The organism is Phycicoccus flavus (genome assembly GCF_004025965.2).
Classification (GTDB): Bacteria; Actinomycetota; Actinomycetes; order Actinomycetales; family Dermatophilaceae; genus Phycicoccus; species Phycicoccus flavus.
The window spans coordinates 34,669-54,345 of sequence record NZ_SAYU02000018.1 but is presented as its reverse complement, the minus strand read 5'-3'; the positions used below and the strand labels follow the sequence as shown (position 1 = coordinate 54,345).

19 protein-coding genes, 1 tRNA gene and 1 other RNA gene are annotated in these 19,677 nt (G+C 75.0%); 5 read left to right on the top strand and 16 right to left on the bottom strand.

Translation table 11 applies throughout. The features are described from left to right. Positions 1-134: 134 nt before the first annotated feature. The 7 genes from EPD83_RS07535 to EPD83_RS07505 all read right to left on the bottom strand — a co-directional run bounded on the left by EPD83_RS07535 (position 135) and on the right by EPD83_RS07505 (position 7,612). Positions 135-1,814: a phospholipase D family protein gene (locus EPD83_RS07535; RefSeq protein ID WP_128366238.1), complete on the bottom strand. Its 1,680-nt coding sequence runs from the start codon at positions 1,812-1,814 to the stop codon at positions 135-137. A 42-nt stretch (positions 1,815-1,856) separates the two neighbouring features. Further along, positions 1,857-2,090, bottom strand: a complete 234-nt coding sequence (locus tag EPD83_RS07530) for a hypothetical protein (protein ID WP_128366237.1) — start codon at positions 2,088-2,090, stop codon at positions 1,857-1,859. A gap of 36 nt (positions 2,091-2,126) precedes the next feature. Beyond that, the gene (locus EPD83_RS07525) at positions 2,127-3,326 is read right to left on the bottom strand and encodes a pyrophosphate--fructose-6-phosphate 1-phosphotransferase (RefSeq protein WP_128366236.1); all 1,200 of its coding nucleotides are present in this window, start codon (positions 3,324-3,326) and stop codon (positions 2,127-2,129) included. Positions 3,327-3,514: 188 nt separating this feature from the next. Further along, positions 3,515-3,955, bottom strand: a complete 441-nt coding sequence (locus EPD83_RS07520) for a hypothetical protein (RefSeq protein ID WP_128366235.1) — start codon at positions 3,953-3,955, stop codon at positions 3,515-3,517. A gap of 71 nt (positions 3,956-4,026) precedes the next feature. Next, positions 4,027-5,109 carry a Fic family protein gene (locus tag EPD83_RS07515; protein ID WP_128366234.1) on the bottom strand — a complete coding sequence of 361 codons (1,083 nt, stop codon included), beginning with the start codon at positions 5,107-5,109 and terminating at the stop codon, positions 4,027-4,029. Between the two features lie 147 nt (positions 5,110-5,256). After that, positions 5,257-6,336, bottom strand: a complete 1,080-nt coding sequence (locus EPD83_RS07510; protein WP_128366606.1) for an aspartate-semialdehyde dehydrogenase — start codon at positions 6,334-6,336, stop codon at positions 5,257-5,259. A gap of 1 nt (position 6,337) precedes the next feature. Continuing rightward, positions 6,338-7,612 (bottom strand): aspartate kinase, encoded by a 1,275-nt coding sequence (locus tag EPD83_RS07505; protein ID WP_128366605.1) that lies wholly within the window; start codon positions 7,610-7,612, stop codon positions 6,338-6,340. A 271-nt stretch (positions 7,613-7,883) separates the two neighbouring features. On the opposite strand from EPD83_RS07505, the gene EPD83_RS07500 reads away from it, so the two are divergent. After that, on the top strand, positions 7,884-9,014 hold the full coding sequence (locus EPD83_RS07500) for an NAD(P)/FAD-dependent oxidoreductase (RefSeq protein WP_128366604.1): 1,131 nt from the start codon (positions 7,884-7,886) through the stop codon (positions 9,012-9,014). A 60-nt stretch (positions 9,015-9,074) separates the two neighbouring features. Here EPD83_RS07500 and EPD83_RS07495 read toward each other — a convergent pair whose 3' ends face one another. The 5 genes from EPD83_RS07495 to EPD83_RS07475 are packed head-to-tail and all read right to left on the bottom strand — an operon-like array spanning position 9,075 to position 13,485. Further along, positions 9,075-9,674 carry a DUF5063 domain-containing protein gene (locus EPD83_RS07495; RefSeq protein ID WP_128366603.1) on the bottom strand — a complete coding sequence of 200 codons (600 nt, stop codon included), beginning with the start codon at positions 9,672-9,674 and terminating at the stop codon, positions 9,075-9,077. Beyond that, a complete protein-coding gene (recR, locus tag EPD83_RS07490) occupies positions 9,667-10,269 on the bottom strand; it encodes a recombination mediator RecR (RefSeq protein ID WP_128366602.1) in 603 nt (200 codons plus the stop codon). The genes EPD83_RS07495 and recR overlap by 8 nt, the downstream gene beginning before the upstream one ends. A gap of 17 nt (positions 10,270-10,286) precedes the next feature. Continuing rightward, the gene (locus EPD83_RS07485) at positions 10,287-10,508 is read right to left on the bottom strand and encodes a cation transporter (protein WP_128366601.1); all 222 of its coding nucleotides are present in this window, start codon (positions 10,506-10,508) and stop codon (positions 10,287-10,289) included. A 53-nt stretch (positions 10,509-10,561) separates the two neighbouring features. After that, on the bottom strand, positions 10,562-11,248 hold the full coding sequence (locus EPD83_RS07480; protein WP_407676018.1) for a lysophospholipid acyltransferase family protein: 687 nt from the start codon (positions 11,246-11,248) through the stop codon (positions 10,562-10,564). A 5-nt stretch (positions 11,249-11,253) separates the two neighbouring features. Beyond that, positions 11,254-13,485 (bottom strand): DNA polymerase III subunit gamma and tau, encoded by a 2,232-nt coding sequence (locus EPD83_RS07475; protein WP_165566413.1) that lies wholly within the window; start codon positions 13,483-13,485, stop codon positions 11,254-11,256. A gap of 84 nt (positions 13,486-13,569) precedes the next feature. Between EPD83_RS07475 and EPD83_RS07470 the strand changes: the two genes are divergently transcribed. The 3 genes from EPD83_RS07470 to EPD83_RS07460 are packed head-to-tail and all read left to right on the top strand — an operon-like array spanning position 13,570 to position 16,538. Then, complete coding sequence (locus tag EPD83_RS07470; protein WP_235950399.1) at positions 13,570-14,232, top strand: ABC transporter ATP-binding protein; 663 nt, start codon at positions 13,570-13,572, stop codon at positions 14,230-14,232. After that, the gene (locus tag EPD83_RS07465) at positions 14,229-15,662 is read left to right on the top strand and encodes a hypothetical protein (protein WP_165566412.1); all 1,434 of its coding nucleotides are present in this window, start codon (positions 14,229-14,231) and stop codon (positions 15,660-15,662) included. Before EPD83_RS07470 ends, EPD83_RS07465 begins: the two co-directional genes overlap by 4 nt. Before the next feature lie 39 nt (positions 15,663-15,701). Continuing rightward, entirely contained in the window at positions 15,702-16,538 is an 837-nt protein-coding gene (locus EPD83_RS07460; RefSeq protein ID WP_128366188.1) for a DsbA family oxidoreductase, read from the top strand. Between the two features lie 37 nt (positions 16,539-16,575). On the opposite strand, the gene ffs is transcribed toward EPD83_RS07460, so the two are convergent. Together ffs and EPD83_RS07450 are read right to left on the bottom strand one after the other, a co-directional pair. After that, an RNA gene (gene ffs / locus EPD83_RS07455) (signal recognition particle sRNA small type) lies at positions 16,576-16,672 on the bottom strand. A 66-nt stretch (positions 16,673-16,738) separates the two neighbouring features. After that, positions 16,739-17,629 carry a hypothetical protein gene (locus EPD83_RS07450; protein WP_128366187.1) on the bottom strand — a complete coding sequence of 297 codons (891 nt, stop codon included), beginning with the start codon at positions 17,627-17,629 and terminating at the stop codon, positions 16,739-16,741. Positions 17,630-17,715: 86 nt separating this feature from the next. Here EPD83_RS07450 and EPD83_RS07445 point away from each other — a divergent pair. Next, a tRNA-Ser gene (locus tag EPD83_RS07445) sits at positions 17,716-17,802 on the top strand. Positions 17,803-17,858: 56 nt separating this feature from the next. Here the strand turns inward: EPD83_RS07445 and EPD83_RS07440 are convergent. Together EPD83_RS07440 and EPD83_RS07435 are read right to left on the bottom strand one after the other, a co-directional pair. Then, positions 17,859-18,635 carry a DeoR/GlpR family DNA-binding transcription regulator gene (locus EPD83_RS07440; RefSeq protein WP_128366186.1) on the bottom strand — a complete coding sequence of 259 codons (777 nt, stop codon included), beginning with the start codon at positions 18,633-18,635 and terminating at the stop codon, positions 17,859-17,861. Next, the gene (locus tag EPD83_RS07435) at positions 18,632-19,657 is read right to left on the bottom strand and encodes an N-acetylglucosamine kinase (RefSeq protein ID WP_164896239.1); all 1,026 of its coding nucleotides are present in this window, start codon (positions 19,655-19,657) and stop codon (positions 18,632-18,634) included. Before EPD83_RS07435 ends, EPD83_RS07440 begins: the two co-directional genes overlap by 4 nt. Between the last annotated feature and the right edge of the window lie 20 nt (positions 19,658-19,677).

The window sequence follows — 19,677 nt, the reverse complement described above, 5'->3', positions numbered from 1 at the left end:
GCCCGGGCCCCTGCAAACCCGATCGCTCCTCGACGGTAACCCGCGGTCGGCGAAATGGGAAGTTCGCGACCCCGCGAAACCGCTGGTCAAGCGGGGGCCGGGCGTGCGCGCGCGAGCGTGCGGGACGCGGCGGGTCAGGCCTCGGGCAGCCCGGTGCCCTTCCCGACGACGCCGTTGGGGTCGATGAGGTCGTAGACGCGGGGCGCGACGAGCAGCTGGGCGCGGGTGAGCTCCGGCGGCCCGATCCGGCGCAGGCGCCCCGGCGGGCGGACCTGCCCGCTGCCCCCGGTGGCCGGGCGGCCCCGGCGGCGCCAGCGCACCGCCGTCCCCCGGCGCGGGCCCTTCGGCCGGGGCACGTGCACCCGCCCGCGCGGCGGACCGGCGTCACCGTAGTACGCGTCGAGGGCGTCCGCGGAGGCGGCCATGAGGTCCCACAGCTCGTCCGGGTCGTCGGGCACCTCGTCCGGGTCGAGCCCGACGTGCTCGCCGACCAGCTGCCGGCGCAGCCGCAGCGGGAAGGAGTCGTGGCCCGCGGGCTCCCCCGCCGCGACCCGCTCGTCCTGCACCGCGAGCGAGAGCTCGGAGTCGTTGGTCCAGGAGCGGCGGTTGAAGTTGTCGGACCCGATGCTCGCCCAGCGCCCGTCGACGACGCAGACCTTGGAGTGCACGTACACCGGGTACCCGGCCGGGCTGGTGAGCCCGTACAGCGCGACCCGGTCGCGACCGGCCTCGAGCAGCAGGTCCATCGCGAGCCGGCGCCCGTAGAGCTGCGCGGCCAGGGTCAGGGAGCCGTCCATGTCCGGGGCGATGGGGATGACGGCGATCATCCGCAGCTCCGGGTTGTCCCGCAGCGCCCGGCCGAAGTGCCGGCCGACCTCCTCGGACCACAGGTACTGGTCCTCGAGGTAGACGAGGCGGCGCGCGGTCCGCACGACCTTGCCGTTGGCCCGGGCCACGCTCTGCTCGCCGTCGGGGGCGAAGTCGAAGCCCTTGGTCAGCAGGTCGGGGTAGGTCCGCAGCACCTGGACGGCCTCGCGGGCGCCCTCGGGGGACGGCGGCGGCGGCGCCTGCTCGGGCAGCGGGGTGGGCTCGAGGTCCTCGCGCCGGACGAGGCTGGAGACGAAGCGCCCGGGGTTGAGGGTCAGCGGCGTCGTGTCCTCCCACCGCTCGCGGAAGGTCGTCTCGACGTCGTGGACGGCCGGGCCCTGCACCGCGCAGTGCACGTCGTGCCAGGCCGGCCGCGGGCCGAAGACGCTCGGCATGGCGATGGGCTGCGGGTCCCCGTCGTGGGCGATGGTGTCGCGGCGGCTGTGGCACAGGTCGATGCCCCCGACGAACGCGATGTCCTGCGTCGCGTCCTCGCCGTGCCGCAGGACGACGAACTTCTGGTGGTGCGAGCCGCCGGGCGCCACCCGCATGTCGCGCAGGCACTGGCCCCCGGCCCGGTCGATCTCGATGCCGAGCAGCCGTGACTTCTCGGAGTGGAAGCCGAAGTGCCGCCAGTGCGAGCGCCACAGCAGGCCGCGGACGGTGACCCCGCGCCGGGCGGCGGCGGTGAGCGTCGCCGACAGGGTGGCGCGCGCGTCGTCGGTCAGCTGCTCGTCGGGGTCGCCGCGCCAGTCGGCGAACAGCAGCAGGTCGCCGCGTCCCATCCGGCCCACCCGCTCGTGGAGCTCGGCGAAGTACGGCGCGCCGTGGACGATCGGGCGCACGCTGTTCCCGGTGCTCCACGCCTCGCCCTGCGGGTGCCGGGCGTCGACCCGGGTGTCGGGGTTGCCGCGCTCGTCGGCGCGCAGGAAGAGGTCGTCGAGCACCGTGCCATCCTGCCCGCTCGGCGACCGCCGCGGCGGCGCGGGTCAGATCGCGAAGAAGGCGATGAACACCGCGAAGACCAGCGGCACCCCGAAGACGACGTCGAGGACGTGGAACGGCACCCAGAACAGGTGGGTCACCTTCCAGCCGTAGTCGGCGTCCGGCCACTCCGGCGGCCGCCACGACCGGGCCCGGTAGAGCCGCTGCCCGACGAGCAGCAGCGCGTAGACGACGACGGCGACCCACCAGGCGTCGACGAGGCCGGTGGTCTCCCTCACGGGCCCGGGGTCGTCGGCGGCGCGATCATGCCCCGATCATGCCTGGCCGATGGACTCCAGGAGCTCGGTGAACCACGACGTGGAGGGGTCGAACGCCTTGCCGCCCTTGATCCGCGGGAACTCGATGGGCCGCAGCTCGTCACCGCGCTCCTCGTCGTGCCCGACGACCCCGGCCTCGCCGCGCAGGGCGGCGTCGACGGCGAGGTCGGTGCACTGCTTGATGAGGTCGAGGTCGGCCTCGTTCGCCGGGGCGCTGCGCGAGAAGTACCCGGACTTCTGCACCATCGTCTTCTCGGCGCCGAGGACCTCGGCGAACTGCTTGGCGAACCAGGCGCCGGGGTTGACCTTGTCCAGCTGGACGTGACCGAACGGGTCCTTGGGCACGTCCTGACCGGCGGCCTCCAGCTCGGCGACGACCTCGGCGACGCCGGCGCCCTCGGACAGGAAGATGTTCACGCAGCCGACCTCGTCCATGACGGCCTTGAGGCGCTCGCCCTCGCCCGCGATGTCGATGGGTCGCTCGGGGACGAAGACGGCGTGGACGTCCCAGGCCCGCGGGTCGTTGCCGATGGCCGGGACGTACTCCTGCTCGCCGACCCAGCGGTGGTACTCGGCGGCGGTGGCGGCGGTCAGCCAGCCGCAGTGCCGGCCCATGACCTCGTGGACGACGAGCATCCTCGGGTTGCTGGAGTGCTCGGCGACGATGTTCTGCGCGAAGCGGCTGCCCTGCTCGGCGGCGGTCCAGGCGCCGAGGCTCTGGCGGATCGGGACGACGTCGTTGTCGATGGTCTTCGGCAGCCCGACGACGGTCAGCTCGTAGTCGTTGTCGTGCAGGTAGGCGGCGAGGTCGGCGGCCGTCGTGTTCGTGTCGTCGCCGCCGATGGTGTGCAGGACGTCGACCCCGTCGGTGGTCAGCTGCTCGGCCGCGACGTGCAGCGGGTCCTGACCCTCCTGGACCAGGCCGCGCCGCACGCAGTCGGCGACGTTGGTGAGCTTGACCCGGCTGTTGCCGATGGGGCTGCCGCCGAAGCGGTGCAGGAGGTGCGCCTGCTCGCGGACCTCGGGCGTCACCTCGACGTACTCGCCCTTGAGCAGCCCGGCGTAGCCACCCACGTAGGCGATGATCCGCACGTCGGGCGCGACCTCGGTGTACCGCTCGATGAGGCCGCCGACGGCCGAGGACAGGCACGGGGCCAGGCCACCGGCGGTGAGCATGGCGACGGTCCGGACGGTCATGGGAGGTGCTCCTTCGTGAGCGGACAGGGTGTCGCCGACCATCATGGCAAGCCCGGTGGCCCGGCCGTGACGCCGGTCACGATGCTGGACGAGCGACTGTCAACGGCCGCTGTGCGCGGCGCCGGGGACGAACCGGCGCACCGACACCGGTCGGCCGCGACGTCTACCCCCTCGCGTGCCGCCACCACTCAGGTGACGTCGTCCCACCGAACCGACTGCTCCACACCCGCCCACCGCTCTGTCAGCCCCTCCCTAGTGACGACGATCGTCCGGTCAACCATCCGCCCGGACCACGTGAACCACGCGGCCAGCCCGAGCCAGGTGGAAAGGAGGCGGAGGCGACAGCGCCAGGGCGGCCACTTCGTGAGTTCCACAAAGCCCGCCGACACGCGGTGAGACGCGGGGGCGGGTCGCTCGTCGACGAGCGGTACCACCGCTAGGGCCTGACCTAGATCCCGCTGCGCGGCGCCGCCGACCTCGTTCCCGCGGCGGGCGGGGGGCGCCGTCGAGGGGTACCCGCATTCCCCGCCGCCGCAGAAGAAGGCCTCGTCCTCGTCCCTCTTCAACGCGACGACGACGATGTACGGGCGGTGCGGGTTCGACCTCGCCCGGCCCAAGGGGATGCGCAACTCGGTAATGCGGTGGACCGACGCTGCCGGCAGACCTCGTCTCTCCGGGCCGGCCGCTACGAGCGAGCCTTCTACTCGGGGCGGGTCAGGACATTGAGGAAGTCGTGGTTGACGAACAGTAGCTCTCGACCGACCTTGACGTCGCTGAGCAGCCCCGCCTCGACGAGTGCGTGCAACCAGGTTGACGCCGTCTGACGAGAGACGTCGCATCTCCTGGCAACCGTGGTGATCCGGCAGTACGGCTGCTCGAACAGCACGGCGAGGAACTGCGCGTCCCGACCGCCAGGGGTGGCCAACCGGGCCCGCTCAGCGATGTCGTCCTGGCAGGACCGAATGTTGCTGATCTTGCGCGTGGTGGACTCGGCGGAGTCCCGCACCACGTCGAGCATGTACAGGACCCATTCCGTCCATGCCTGCTCGGCCGTGACTGCCCGCAACAAGCGGTAGTAGTCGTTCTTCCGAGCGATGATCGCGCGGGAGAGGTAGAGGATCGGGTCGTTCAGCAGGCCGGCCTCGATGAGCATGAGGATGTTGATGACGCGCCCGGTCCGGCCGTTTCCGTCGTGGAAAGGGTGGATCGCCTCGAACTGGTAGTGCGCGACGGCCATTCGAACGAGGGGGTCGAGGTCGTCCTCGGCGTGGACGAAGCGCTCCCAGGCCGCGAGTTTGTCGCGGATGACGTCCGCTCCTTCCGGCGGGGCGTAGATGACCTCCCGAGTCGTCGGGTTCGCGATGCGGGTGCCCGGCAATGCCCGGACCGCCATCTCTCGGGCGTGCAGCGTGGAGCAGATCTCGCCCGCGGTCGTCGCCGTCAGTGGACGGTGCTTGATGGCTTCAACTCCCGTGAACAGCGCCGATCGATAACGCAGCGCTTCCTTTGTCGCGTGGTCGCCGCCACCAGACTCCGCGTGCTTGAAGAGCTCGTCGGCCGTGGTCACGATGTTCTCGATCTCGGAGCTCGCCTGGGCCTCGAGCAGCGGAACCGCGTGGATGAGGATGTTGGGGTTCGGCAGCAACCGGCCGGCCTGCGCCAGCGTGGCCAAAGCAGTCCGTGCCTGGATCGTGGCCTTCAGCACTGGCTTGGTCTCGAGCTCGATACCGTGCGGCGGGAGGGCCGGCAGAGCGTTGTACGGAACGTCGGGGCTCCACGGCATCTGTTCGCTCCTTCGACACGTTCACGATTCGTGTTAAGAATATCGATCAAAACTAACACGTTCTTGGAATGTGTCGAACACCTCGACATGTCCGTCGACGAAGGCCCCACCCATCGCGGAACTCACAGAACGGGCACTGCCGCGCGCTCAGAGGTCGGCGGCGACGAGCTCGGCGGTCTGCACCATGTTGAGCGCGGCGCCCTTGCGCAGGTTGTCGCCGCAGATGAACAGGTCGAGGGTGTTCGGGTGGCCCTCGAGCTGCCGGATCCGGCCGGCGAACCGGGGGTCGGCGCCGACGACGTCGTTGGGGGTCGGGAAGTCCGGCTGGTCCGGGTCGTCGAGGACGACGACGGCCGGCGCCTCGACGAGGGCCTGGCGGGCTGCCGACGGCTTGATCCGCCGGGCGAACGTCGCGTGCACGGTCACCGAGTGCGAGGACACCACCGGGACCCGGACGCACGTCGTCGCCACGGGCAGCTCCGGCAGGTCGAGGATCTTGCGCGTCTCGTCGCGGACCTTGCGCTCCTCGGAGGTCCAGCCGTCGCCGGCGTGGTGCCCGACGAAGGGGATGAGGTTGAGCGCCAAAGGCGCCGGGAACGGCGACTCCTCCCCCAGCTCGTGCTCGACGAGCCGGCGCACGTCGCCCGGCCGGGTGCCGAGCTCGCGGTCGCCGTGGACGACGTCGAGCTCGTCGTGCAGCCGGCTCATGCCGGCCCGGCCGAGCCCGGAGGCGGCCTGGAAGGTGGTGACGACGAGCTCGGTCAGCTCCCAGCCGCCGTGAAGGACGGCCAGGACGTCGATCATCGTCATCACCGTCGCCCCGGGGTTGGCGATGATGCCGCGCGGCCGGTCGCGCACCTGGTGGCTGTTGACCTCCGGGACGACGAGCGGGACGTCCTCCTCGGTGCGGAAGACCGTGCTGTTGTCGATGCAGACGACGCCCCGAGACGCGGCGAGCTCGACCCACTCGCGGGCGATGCCGGGCGGGATGTCGAAGATCGCGATGTCGAGGTCGTCGAAGAAGGCGGCGTCCACGGCCTCGACGGTGAGGTGCTCGTCGCCGACCCGGACCGTGCTGCCGACGTCCTCGGCGCCCGCGGCCACCCGGACCGCGCCCCAGTGCTGGCGGCGCATGGGCAGCACCTGGAGCACGACGCGCCCGACGGCCCCGGTGGCCCCGACGACCCCCAGCGTGGGTCGCCGGCCGAACGCCGGGGCGGTGCTCATCTCAGCGCCCGGTGCCCCCGTAGACGACGGCCTCGCCCTCGGTGGAGTCCAGGCCGAAGGCGGTGTGGACCGCACGGACGGCGTCGTCGAGGACCTCGTCGCGGGTGACGACGGAGATGCGGATCTCCGAGGTCGAGATCATCTCGATGTTCACCCCGGCGGCCGCGAGGGCGCTGAAGAAGGTCGCACTGACGCCGGGGTTGGAGCGCATGCCGGCGCCGACGAGGCTCAGCTTGCCGACCTGGTCGTCGTACTGGACCTGGGCGAAGCCGACCTCGCCCTGGATCTTCGTGAGCGTCTGCACCGCGGTGGGGCCGTCGCTCTTGGGCAGGGTGAAGGAGATGTCGGTGAGTCCGGTCTCGGTGGCGGACACGTTCTGGACGATCATGTCGATGTTGATCTCGGCGGCGGCGACGGCCTCGAAGATCTTCGCGGCCATGCCGGTGCGGTCCGGGACGCCGACGACGGTGATCTTGGCCTCGCTGCGGTCGTGGGCGACACCGGCGATGATCGGGGCTTCCACGGGCACTCCTTCGGGGGCGGGCTGGTCCGTGACGGTGGTGCCGGTCTTCTGCGAGAACGAGGACCGGACGTGGATCGGGATGTCGAAGCGCCGGGCGTACTCGACGCTGCGCAGGTGGAGCACCTTGGAGCCGCAGGCCGCGAGCTCGAGCATCTCCTCGGCCGAGATGCGGTCGATCTTGCGGGCGCTGGGGACGATGCGCGGGTCGGCGGTGAAGACGCCGTCGACGTCGGTGTAGATCTCGCACACCTCGGCGCCGAGCGCGGCGGCCAGGGCGACGGCGGTGGTGTCGGTGCCGCCGCGGCCGAGGGTGGTGATCTCCTTGGTGTCCTGGCTGACGCCCTGGAACCCCGCGACGATGACGACGTGGCCCTTGCCGAGAGCCTCGGTGATGCGCCCCGGCGTGACGTCGATGATCTTCGCCCTGCCGTGCACGCTGTCGGTGATGACGCCGGCCTGGCTGCCGGTGAAGCTGCGGGCGCTGTGGCCGAGGTCGGTGATGGCCATGGCGACGAGGGCCATGCTGATCCGCTCGCCGGCGGTCATGAGCATGTCGAGCTCGCGCGGCGGCGGCAGCGGGCTGACCTCCTGGGCGAGGTCGAGCAGCTCGTCGGTGGTGTCCCCCATGGCCGAGACCGCGACGACGACGTCGTTGCCGGCCTTCCGGGTCTCCGAGATGCGCTTGGCGACGCGCTTGATGCTCTCGGCGTCGGCGAGCGAGGAGCCGCCGTACTTCTGGACGACGATGGGCACGCTGCTACTCCGGGTCGGACGGGGCTGGACGGATCGGCGCAACTCTACCGGGGTGTCCACGGACCGGACACCGTGCCCACATCCCGGCCCTCCCCCCGGCGGACATTTCGGGGTGACCCCGAAATGTCATCGAGACAGGGGTTGCGAACGGGGGGTCTCGAGGACGAACCGGGGTGTCGGGCCCCGGGGGTGGTCGCCAGCTCGGACGGCGACGGCGGAGTCCCGGCGGCGAACTCCCACCGCGGACGGCGCGCGGCGTAGCGTCGGGCGCATGTCGATCGTCATCGTCGGAGCAGGGCTCGCCGGAGCCACCGCCGCCACCGAGCTGCGCGACCGCGGCTACACCGGGCCCGTCGTCCTCGTCGGGTCCGAGGAGCACCCGCCCTACGAGCGCCCGCCGCTCTCCAAGTCCTTCCTCCTCGGCGAGGACCCCTTCGAGAAGGCGCTCGTGCACCCCCGCGAGTGGTACGCCGAGCACGACGTCGACCTGCGGACGGGCGTCACCGTCACCGGCATCGACACCGACGCGCACACCGTGTCGACGACCGGCGGCGACCTCACCTACGAGCGGCTGCTGCTGGCCACCGGCGCCGAGCCGCGGGTCCTCACCGTCGCCGAGGACGCGGACGTGCCGGTCGCCTACCTGCGCACCCGCGAGGACTCCGAGCGGCTCAAGGCCGCGTTCGGCCGGGGCACGAAGGTCGTCGTCGTCGGGGGCGGCTGGATCGGGCTCGAGGCCGCGGCCGCGGCGCGCACGGCCGGGTCGGACGTCATGCTCTTCGAGATGGACGACCTCCCGCTGCAGCGGGTGCTCGGCGCCACCGTCGCCGAGGTGTTCGCCGACCTGCACCGCGAGCACGGCGTCGACCTGCGCCTCGGCACCGAGGTGACGCCGGCCGACCTCGAGGGCGCCGACGTCGTCGTCGCCGGCATCGGCGTCAAGCCGCGCGTCGACCTCGCCCACGCGGCCGGGCTGGCCGTCGACGACGGCGTGCTCGTCGACGCGCAGCTGCGCACGTCCGTGCCGTCGGTCTACGCGGTCGGCGACATCGCCAACCAGGCCCACCCCGCGCTGGGCCGGCGGATCCGGGTCGAGCACTGGGACACCGCCATCAAGCAGGCCAAGGTCGCGGCGCACAACCTCGCCGGCGCCGAGGAGGAGTACGACGAGATGCCGTACTTCTTCAGCGACCAGTACGACCTCGGGATGGAGTACGTCGGCCACGCCGGCGCGGACGACGAGGTCGTCGTGCGGGGCAGCCTGGAGGACCGCGAGTTCCGCGCCTTCTGGCTGCGCGACGGCGACGTCGTGGCGGCCATGCACGCCAACGACTGGGACGCCGGCGACGTCATCAAGGAGGCCGTCGAGTCCGGCGAGCTCCCCGCCGAGGACGACGACTGACCGTCGCTCGAGCACCGCGCGCCGCTCCCCCGGCCCCCTGACGCGCGGCGGCCCGGCGGGTCAGGGGTGGAGGGCGTCGAACTCCGCCTCGGACACGGTGTCCTCGTCGGCGTCGAGCCGGACGTGCGCGAGCAGGGTTTGCACGACCCGCAGCGCCGACGCCGCGCGCTCGCCCCAGACCGAGAGGTAGCTGAACTGCCACCACCACAGCGCCTCGAACGTCCGGCCGGCGTCGTGGTGGTCCAGGCCGTGCGCCAGCGCGGCGGCGACGTGGACGAGGTCGCCGGAGACCGAGCCGACGGTGAGCTCCGGGGTGGTGAGCGGGTCGGCGACGTCGGCGTACTCGTCGAGGCCCTCGAACAGGTTGGCCAGCGCGTCCTGGAGCGGCACGAGCTCGGGGTCCGGGGTGTCGGGCTCGAAACGCTCCTCGGGGACGACGTCCTCGACGGCGCCGAGCCGGGCCCCTGCCACGAGGACCTGCGAGAGCGCGAGCAGCAGCATCGGCAGGGAGGCGTCCGGCAGCGCGCCCGACGCGACGTCGCGCAGTGTCCCGAGGTAGGTGCGGGCGTCGGCGGCGGTCTCCTCGGCCAGGGCCGCCCAGTCGGCGGGGACCTCGTCCGGGCCCGGCGTGGTGGCCGCGGCGTCCGTGGCGTCAGGCATCGAGCAGCCTCCGCCCCTCGAAGGCGCGTCCCAGGGTCACCTCGTCGGCGTACTCCAGGTCGCCGCCCACCGGCAGCCCCGAGGCGAGCCGGCTGATCCGCGGCACCCCGATGTCGCGCAGCATCCGGGACAGGTAGCTGGCGGTCGCCTCACCCTCGAGGTTGGGGTCGGTGGCGATGATGACCTCCTGCACCGTACTGTCGCCGAGCCGGGCCACGAGCTCGCGGACGCGCAGGTCCTGCGGGCCGACGCCGTCGATGGGGCTGATCGCGCCGCCGAGCACGTGGTAGCGGCCGCGGAACTCGCGGGTGCGCTCGATGGCGACGACGTCCTTGGGCTCCTCGACGACGCAGATCGCCGTCTCGTCACGCCGCGGGTCGGAGCAGATCCGGCAGCGCTCGGCCTCGGCGACGTTGAAGCACACCTCGCAGAAGCGGACCCGGGCCTTGACCTCGGCCAGGGCCTGGGTCAGTCGCTCGACGTCGGCCGGGTCGGCCTGGAGCAGGTGGAAGGCGATGCGCTGGGCGCTCTTGGGACCCACGCCCGGCAGCCTGCCGAGCTCGTCGATGAGGTCCTGGACCGCGCCTTCGTACACGCCCCGAGCCTACGGCCTCAGGCGCCGACGAGCGCGTAGTCGCCGGCCTCGTCGAGCGCCGCGGCGACCTCGTCGGTGCCGAGCTCGCGCTCGGCGGTGACCGCGACGGTCGAGGTGCCGTCGGCGACGACGTCGACCGCGACGTCGGTGACACCGTCGAGGGCGGTGAGCTCCTCGGTGACGGCGTGGGCGCAGTGCCCGCAGGTCAGCCCGGTGGCCTGGAACTGCTGGGTGCTCATGTCGGTCCTCTCGCCGGGGGTTCGGATACCTCCCCAGGGTATCCCCCGGGCCCTCAGATCCCGACCGCGGCCCCCGAGGACTCCGGCGGCAGCTCGTTGTGGGTGTCCGCGCGCTCCTGCCCGGTGAGCCCGGCGATGGCGTCCATGACTTCGTCGGTGAGCAGGCGGCGGGCCTTGCCGGCCGGCTCGTCCGCGTACGGCTCGGGCCGGATCGGGGTGCCGAAGGAGACCCGCACCGTGGCCGGGCGCGGGAAGCTGCTGCCGACGGGCTGGACCCGGTCGGTGCCGACCAGGCCCACCGGGACGACGGGCACGCCGGCGGTCAGCGCCAGCCAGGCGACCCCGGCGCGCCCCTTGTAGAGCCGGCCGTCGCGCGAGCGGGTGCCCTCGGGGTAGATGCCGAACGCGCGCCCGGCCCGCAGCACCTCGAGGGCGGCGTCGAGCGACTCCTGGGCGGCGCGCGAGCTGTGCCGGTCGACGGGGATCGACTCGATGGCCTCGAAGAAGCCGCGCCGGACGGCTCCGCCGAGCCCGGTCCCCGTGAAGTAGTCGGACTTGGCGAGGAAGCTCACCGGCCGCGGCGCGACGATGGGGATGGCGAAGGAGTCGATGAAGGACAGGTGGTTGCTCGCGAGGATGACCCCGCCCTCGCGCGGGACGTTCTCGCGACCGGTGACGGTCGGGCGCCAGAGCAGCATGGCGAGCGGCGCGACGGCCAGGTGCCCGGCCCGGTAGGCCAGACGGCTCACTGCGGGTCCTCGCGGATGACCGTGCCGCCGAGGATGCGCTGGACCACGGGGACGCCGACGTCGGTGAGCTCCTCGATCGACTCGTCGTCGTCGCTGATCGCCGTGTCGTCGACGACCCGCGGGGCGCGGCCCTGCTCCTGCTCCGACTCCCGGGCGACCTCGGCCCGGGCCTGCTCCAGCGGGCTCGCCCACGACGGCCCGGAGTCCGGCGGGGGCGGCGCCTCGGACCAGCTCGGGGCGGCCGTCCGCGGCGGGCCGGACGACGCGACGCCCACGGCCTCCGCCCGTGCGGCGCCCTCGTCGCCGCCGGTCGGCCCGCTGCGGTCGCGGTCCGCGGGCCCGTCGGCCCGGCCCGGGGCGGCACCGCCGCCCGTCCGGGTGTCGGACCGGTCCGGCGGCTCCGGCGGCGGGGGCCCGGGGTCGCCCGCGGGCGGTCCGGGGTCGGCGGCGGGCCGCCCACCGGGCGGCGGGCCGTCGCCGGGACGCCCCTCGACGCGGGCGTCGACGCCGAGGACGTCGATGAGCGCCTGACGCACGTACTCGGCGTGCGCGCCCTTGCGGAACGCCTCGGCGAGCCCCGCGGTGGTGAGGGTGAGGACGAGGAGCGAGCCGTCGTACTGGCCCACCTGCGCGTTCTGGGAGACGAGCGTCCAGGTGCCGCGCCGCATCTCGAAGAGCTTGGCCAGGACGTCGGGCCAGGAGCGGCGCAGGGCGTCGGTGTCGATGCCGCCGGGGCCGCGCGCGGGCGGGTCGGCCGGCGGCGGGTCCGCGGCCGGCGGCGGGTCCGCGGCGGGCGGGGCCTCGAAGGACGGCGCCTCGGCGGCCACCGGGGTCGGTGACCCGGAGGTCGCGGCCGTCGGCCGGTCCTGCGCAGGGGACGGCTCGGGGTCCGGTTGTGTGGTCGGCTCGCCCGCCGCCGGCGGCGCCGATGACGGTGCGGTCGGGTCGGCCGGCGCAGCGGCGGGGGCCGGTGCCGGGGTGGGCGGTACCGGGCTCGCCGCGGGCGCGCTCACCGGCGGCGGGCTCGTCGCGGGCCGGAAGGGCGCCGCGGCGGGCGAGGGGACCCCGCCGACCTCGAGCCGCCGCTCCAGCCGGTCCAGGCGGGCGGCGTACCCGGCCTCGCCCGCGGCCCCCGGGAGGAGGATCCGCGCGGCGATGAGCTCGAGCTGCAGCCGGGGCGCCGTCGCCCCGGTCATCTCGGTGAGCCCGGCGTTGACGACGTCGGCGGCCCGGGACAGCGCGCCCGCGCCGTACCCGGCGGCCTGGCGGCGCATCCGCTCCAGCTGGTCCTCGGGCAGGTGGCGCAGCACCTGGCCGGCCCCCTCCTGGACCGCGGCGACGACGATGAGGTCGCGCAGGCGCTCGAGCAGGTCCTCGACGAAGCGGCGCGGGTCGAGCCCGGTCTCGACGACCCGGTCGATGGCCCGGAAGACCGCGGCGGCGTCCCCGGCCGAGAGGGCCTCGATGGTGGCGTCGAGCAACTCGGAGTCGGTGAAGCCGAGCAGCGCCGCCGCCGACTCGTAGGTGAGGCCGTCGTCCCCGGACCCCGCGATGAGCTGGTCCAGCACCGACAGCGAGTCGCGGACCGACCCCCCGCCCGCGCGGACGACGAAGGACAGCACGCCGGGCGCGACCCGCACCCCCTCCTTCTCGCACAGCGACTCCATGTAGTCGCTGAGCCGGGCGGGCGGCACGAGCCGGAACGGGTAGTGGTGGGTGCGCGAGCGGATGGTCCCGATGACCTTCTCGGGCTCGGTCGTGGCGAAGACGAACTTCACGTGCTCGGGCGGCTCCTCGACGATCTTCAGCAGGGCGTTGAAGCCCTGCGAGGTGACCATGTGGGCCTCGTCGATGATGTAGATCTTGAAGCGGCTCTGCGCCGGTCCGTAGGACGCGCGCTCGCGCAGGTCGCGGGCGTCGTCGACGCCGCCGTGGCTGGCGGCGTCGATCTCGATGACGTCGACCGTCCCCGGCCCGCCCCGGGCCAGCGCGACGCAGGAGTCGCAGGTGCCGCAGGGCGTGGGCGTCGGGCCCTGCTCGCAGTTGAGGCAGCGGGCGAGGATGCGGGCGCTCGTGGTCTTGCCGCAGCCGCGGGGGCCGGAGAACAGGTAGGCGTGCCCGACCCGGCCGGTGCGCAGCGCCTGCATGAGCGGCTCGGTGACGTGCTCCTGCCCGATGACGTCGGCGAACGTCTCGGGCCGGTAGCGGCGGTACAGGGCGGTGCTCACCCACCCGACCCTAGTGCCGGGCCCGGACACCGGGGAACGGCCGTCCTCGGCTGTGGACGGGCCCCGGGTGAGAGGCTGTCGGCCGTGAGCGGGACCGCGGCGGGCGTGCGTGTCGAGGTCGCCGGAGCGGCGAAGGCGGTGGACGGCGCCGTGCTCCTGCGGCCGGTCTCGCTGCGCGTGGAGCCGGGCACCTGCACCGTGCTGCGCGGCCCCAACGGCGCCGGGAAGACGACGCTGCTGCGGCTCGTCGCCGGCGTCACCGCCCCGACCGAGGGCGCCGTGACGCTGGACGGCCGCCCCGCCGACGAGCGCGACCCGTGGACGCGCGACGCCGTCGCGGCGCTCCTCGGCCCGCCGGCCACCTACCGCGACCTCACCCTCGCCGACCACCTCGTCCTCGTCGACGCGACGTGGGGCCGCGACCCCGACACCTGCGCCGACCGGGTCGAGGAGGCGCTGGCCCGGTTCGGGGTCGAGGGCCTGGCCGACCGGTTCACCCACGAGCTCTCCTCCGGCCAGCGCCAGCTGTTCCACCTCGCGCTCACCTGGTTCCGCCCGGCCCGGCTGCTGCTGCTCGACGAGCCCGAGCAGCGTCTCGACGACGACCGCCGCGCCCGCCTCGCCGACCTCGTCCGCGAGCGCTGCGCCGGCGGCGTCACCGTCCTCATGGCCTGCCACGACCCCGACGTCACCGCCGCGGCCGCCGACGCGGTGCTCGAGGTCCGGGAGGACGGGCGGTACCCGTGAGCGCCGACGAGCCGCCGGCCGGCCCCGGCCGCGAGCGGCTGCGCGACGCCGAGCACGTGCTCCACGGCCCCGGCGGCTCCGGGGCCTGGCGCCAGCTGCTGTACGTCGTCTACGTCGTGTCGATCCTCGCCGGCCTGTACGGCTTCACGGTGCTGCGGGCGCTCGTCGAGGTCGTCGGTCCGCGCTGGGCGGCGGACGGCCTCGTCGTCCCCACCCGGGTGGCGCTCGCGCTCGCCGCGGTCGCCGTGGTGGCGCTCGTCCGGCTCGCGGGGCGACGCCGTGGGCCGGTGACCCCGGACCTGGCCTGGGTCGACCTCGTCGTCGCGTCGCCGGTGGACCGGCGGCTGGCGCTGCGCGAGGCGTGGCTGCTGCCGTGGACGGGCCTGATCGCCGTGGGGACGGTGCTCGGCGGGGTGGTCGGCGCCGCGCTGTGGGGTGGCGGCGCGGCGGGTCCGGTGACGGCCGTCGTCGGGCTGGTCGGGGGCGGCGGGTACGGCGTGCTGCTCGCGCTCGTGTGGCTGGCCGGCCAGGTGGCCGGCGACCCGGCCGGGGACCGGCACCCGGCCGCGGCCGCGCCGGCCCTCGCCGTCCGCCCCGGTCGGGCGCTGCGGGCCCTCGGGCTCGAGGGGCTGCGGGCGCACAGCGCGCGGTCCTCGCGGCTCGGCGGGGCGGTGCTGGCCGGGGACCCCCGCGCGCTGCGGCTCGAGGCCGCGTCGCCGGTGCGGCGGGGTCGGCGGTGGCGGCTGCGCTCACGAGGGCCCGTGCGCACCGTCGTCGCCCGGGACGTCCTCGGGCTGCGACGCCAGCCGGTGCTGCTCGTGGCCGGCGGCGCGCTCGTCGTCGCCGGCTCGTCCGGGCTGGCGTGGGTGCTGGCCGAGCCCTCCGCCCCCGTCCTCGGCGCCGCAGTGGCGGTGCTCGTGTGGCAGGGCGGCGTCGGCGTCTGGGCCGAGGGCCTCCGGCTGCTCGGCGACACCCTCGGTTCCCCGCGGCTGCTCGGCGGGTCGGTGGCCCGGGAGGCGGTGGCGCACTCGGTGGTGCCGGGCGGGCTCGCGCTGCTCGTCGCCGGGGCGACGCTGGCGGGCTGGTCGGCCGTCGCGGACCCGGACGGCGGCACCGTCGCGGCGGCGGTCGTCGCGGTCCCGGCCCTGGCGGCGGTGTGCCTCGCGGCCCAGTGGGTGGCGGCCTTCCGGGTGCTCCCGCCCGAGCTCGCCCTGCTGCCTGAGGCCGGTCCGCAGGTGCTCGTGGTCTGGCTGGCCTGGCCGGTCGTGCTCGCGGTGGCCGCGGGCACCCTCGCGGTCGTCCGGGTGGCCGGCGTGGCGCACGGGGCGCCGGTGGTCCCCGCCGCCCTCGTCGTCGTCGTCGCGGTCGGGGCCCTGAGCGGGCTGGCGTCGCGCGCGCTGTCCCGGGCCGCGGTCGCGCACCGGGACTGACCGGCGGGGGCCGTCGGGGGCGTCGCCTACCCTGGAGGGGTGCGTATCGACGTCTGGACCGACATCCTGTGCCCGTTCTGCCACCTGGGACGGCGCCATCTCGAGCTCGCCCTCGAGCAGTTCGAGCACGCCGACTCCACGCACGTCGTCTGGCACAGCTTCCAGCTGGACCGGAACGCCCCGGCCGTCGACGACCGTCCGCAGGTCGAGCGGGTCGCGGCGAAGTACGGCACCTCCCCGGAGCAGATGGCCGACCAGCACACCCGGATGGCGCAGGACGCCGCCGAGGTGGGGCTCGACTTCCAGTGGGAGAGGCTCGTCGGCGGCAACTCCTACGACGCCCACCGGCTGACCCACTACGCCCGCTCGGTCGGGCGCGAGGACGAGGTCACCACCCGCGTCATGCGCGCCTGGTACTCCGAGGGCGCGTCGATCGGCGACCACGAGACGCTCGTCCGGCTGGCCGTCGAGGCCGGGCTCGAGGAGGAGGCCGTGCGCGCCGTGCTGGGCTCCGACGACTTCGGCATCGACGTGCGCACCGACGAGGCGCTGGCCGGGCAGATCGGCATCACCTCGGTCCCGATGTTCGTCCTGGACCAGAAGTACGGCGTCACGGGCGCCCAGCCGGTGGAGGTGCTGCTGCAGGCCGTCCGCCAGGTCTGGGACCTGCAGGGCACCGAGCCCGAGGAGGTCGCCGGCGGCGGATGCGGCGGGGGCTGCTGCGGCGGCGCCTGCGGGTCGGGCGCGGCGGCCGACGAGCCCGTGGCCGAGGCCGCGGGCTGCGGGTGCGGCGCCGGAGGCTGCGGCGGCGTGTGCGGTCCGGGCGAGGCGCACCCCGACGACACCCAGCAGCCGACCCCCGCGACCACCCGCTGACCCCACCACCCCTGCCGGCGGCAGGTTCGGGGCCGGGCACGGGGACACCCCGCGTACCTGGAAGAGCCCACCTGCCCTTGCTGCATTCCTGCCCTGGGGGAGTTCAGTGAGGTACCACCACGCGGGGTGCCGGACTCGATGGTACGGGTGAGCGTCCCCCGACCGGAAATCCGAACGCGCCCGAGGGCGCCGCGGGGACCTCAGCCTGGGCGGACGAGCCAGAGCCAGTGCGTCGAGTCGGCGAGCCCGGTGCCGGCCGCGGCCAGCAGCCGCCCGGCGAGGAGCATGAGCAGGAACCCGACGACCCCGGTCCAGCGGCGTGGCGCCCCGGGCTCCCCGCGACGTGGCGCGGGCCGCAGCTGCTCGAGCAGCGCGTAGGCGAGCACCCCGACGCCCATCGTCACCCACACGAGCCAGACCCAGAACCAGCGCGTGCCGCGGGTCGGGGCGGGTCCGGCGATGATCGAGCCCAGCGCCATGAGCGTCAGCGGGAAGGCCGCCCAGACCGGCCAGTTCGCGTGCCGGTCCGGCAGCCACGAAGCCCCGCCGGCGCCTCCGTCGCCGACCCCGGCGGCCCGCACCCGGTCGAGCAGCGCCCGCGGCGCCTCGGCGGACGTCGACGGGTCGACGATGCGCAGGGGCGCGAAGACCCCGCCGACGCGGTAGGCGAACGCCCGCTCACCGCTCCCGCCGGAGCCGGTGTCCCCGGTGGAGACGTCGACCCCGCCGTCCGGGACCGCGTCGAGGACGACGGTCCTCGACCAGCTCCACGTGGCGTCGCCGGCACCCGGGGAGCGCAGGTCGACGACCTGCGCGGCGACGACCCGTCCGGCGGCGAGGTCGGCCTCGAACCGGTCCGGCGTGACGAGCCGGGGCTGGGTGAGCGTGGTCGCGACGAGCCAGGCCACCCACAGGAGGACCATGACCGCGCCGAAGACCCGGTCGCTGGTGCCGCGGTCGCGCGGCCCGGCGTCCGGGAGCCCCGGCGTCGGACGCCAGAACCACGCAGGCGGCCGGCGGGCCGGCGGCTGCGGCCGCGGCTCGTCGGTGGTCGTCGGCCCGCGCCCCCCGGCGCCCTCCCCCTGGTCCATGCCGTGATGGTGACACCGTCGGCGACGCCATGTCGACGTCCCGGGCGATTTCGGGTCCGTGGCGCCGCTCGGGTAGCCTCCTCGGCGGAGGATTCGCATAGTGGCCTAGTGCGCACGATTGGAAATCGTGTTGGGGATGAAACCCCTCGCGGGTTCAAATCCCGCATCCTCCGCCGACCAGGACCCCCGGGAGCACGCGCCCCGGGGGTTTCCTGCGCCGGGGACGCCGTCAGGCGAGCAGGACCTCGACCCCCGACGCGGCCAGCGCCTCCGCCAGCGGGCCCGCCGGCGCGGCGTCGGTGACGAGCACGTCGACCTCGTCGAGGGGCAGCAGCCGCTGCGGACCGGTGACGCCGTGCGCCCCACCTCCGGCGACGACGACCACCCGGTGCGCCGCCGCCGCGAGGGCCCGGCCCACCTGCGCCTCGTCGGCGTCCGCCGTCGTCGTGCCGAAGCGCGGGTGCACCCCGTCGACGCCGAGGATGGCGACGTCGAGGACGACCTCGCGCACGGCGGCGACGGCGGCCGGCCCGACGAGCCGCAGCGAGCGCGGCCGGACGCTGCCGCCGGTGACGACGACGTGGACGTGCGGCCGGGCGGCGAGCTCGTAGGCGACGTCGAGGGCGTCGGTGACGACGGTGAGTCCGCCGCCGGCGCCCACGACGACCCCGTCGGCCACGGCCAGGGCCCGGGCGACGGCCACGGTGACCGCCCCGCCGCCGAGGCCGACGGTGGACCCCGGGGGCACCAGCGCCGTGGCCCGGCGCGCGAGCCGTGCCCCCGACTCCCCCTCCGCCCGGCCGCCGGGGGGCGACCCACCGCCGAGCGGCACCAGCGCCGACGCGCCCCCGTAGGTGCGCCGGACCAGCCGCTGCTCCGCCAGGGCGTCGAGGTCGCGGCGGGCGGTGGCGGGTGAGACCTCCAGCGCGGCGCAGACCTCGGCGACGGTGACGTGGCCCGCTCCGCCCACCATCTCGACGATGCGCGAGAGGCGCCGCGGCCTCACGAGGACACCCGGGCGCGGACCTCGGCCAGGGTCGCGGTGAGCCGGGCGTGGGCGTCGGCGGGGACCTCCCCGTCCGTCCCGGCCAGCCGAGCCAGCGCCTCGGCCGTCGCCCCGAGGGCCCCGTCGGCCGCCGTGCGCACGGTCGCCCCGGCGAGGGCGGCCCGCAGCGGTCCGTCCCCGGACCGGGCGAGGACCTGGTGCAGCACGCTGCCGCCGAGGACGAGCGGCTCGTCGTCGGGCCCGGTCCGCACGGTGTCGACGAGGGTCGCCAGCCGCCGCTCGGCGTCGTCGAGGATCGCGGCGGCGACGGCGTCCCCGGCGGAGGACGCGGCGAAGGCCGTCGGGGCCAGCCGGGCCAGGCCGACCGGCGGCTCGGCGTAGAGCCGCCCCATGAGCCGGGTGACGACGACGGGCCGGGCGTCGTGCGCCACCTCGCGCTCGTCGTCGAGGCCGAGCCCGGACAGCAGCAGCGGCGTCAGGGCGGTCTCCGGACCCAAGCCGTCGAGCGCGGCGAGCACCGCCCGCACCACCGCCCGCCCGATGGCGAACCCCGAGCCGCCGTCCCCGAGCAGCCAGCCGGTGCCCCCGACCGTCCGGGCCAGCGCGCCGCGCTCGACCCGGGCGGCGACCGACCCGGTGCCGGCGACGACCGCGGCGCCGGAGGCCTCGGGCCCGCCCGAGCGGAACATGGCGAGGATGTCGCCGGCCACGGCGACCCGCGGCGCGAGGGCGGGGTGGCCCCAGTGCGCTGCGACGGTGGCCGGGGTGAGCAACTGCTGGGCACCGGCCAGGCAGACGACGAGCAGCCGGACGCGCCCCAGGTCGGCGTCCGCGCCGGCCAGCGCCCGCGCCGCGGTCGTCGTGATGGCGTCGTGCGCCCGCTCCGGCCCCGACGAGGTCGGGTTGCCGGCGGGGCCGCGGGCCCACCCCAGGCAGGTGCCGTCGAGCCGGGCGACGACGGCGCGGGTGGTGCTGCCGCCCGCGTCGACCCCGACGACGAGGTCGCCCTCGCCCGGGGGCACGCCGCCCCCGTCCCCCCCGG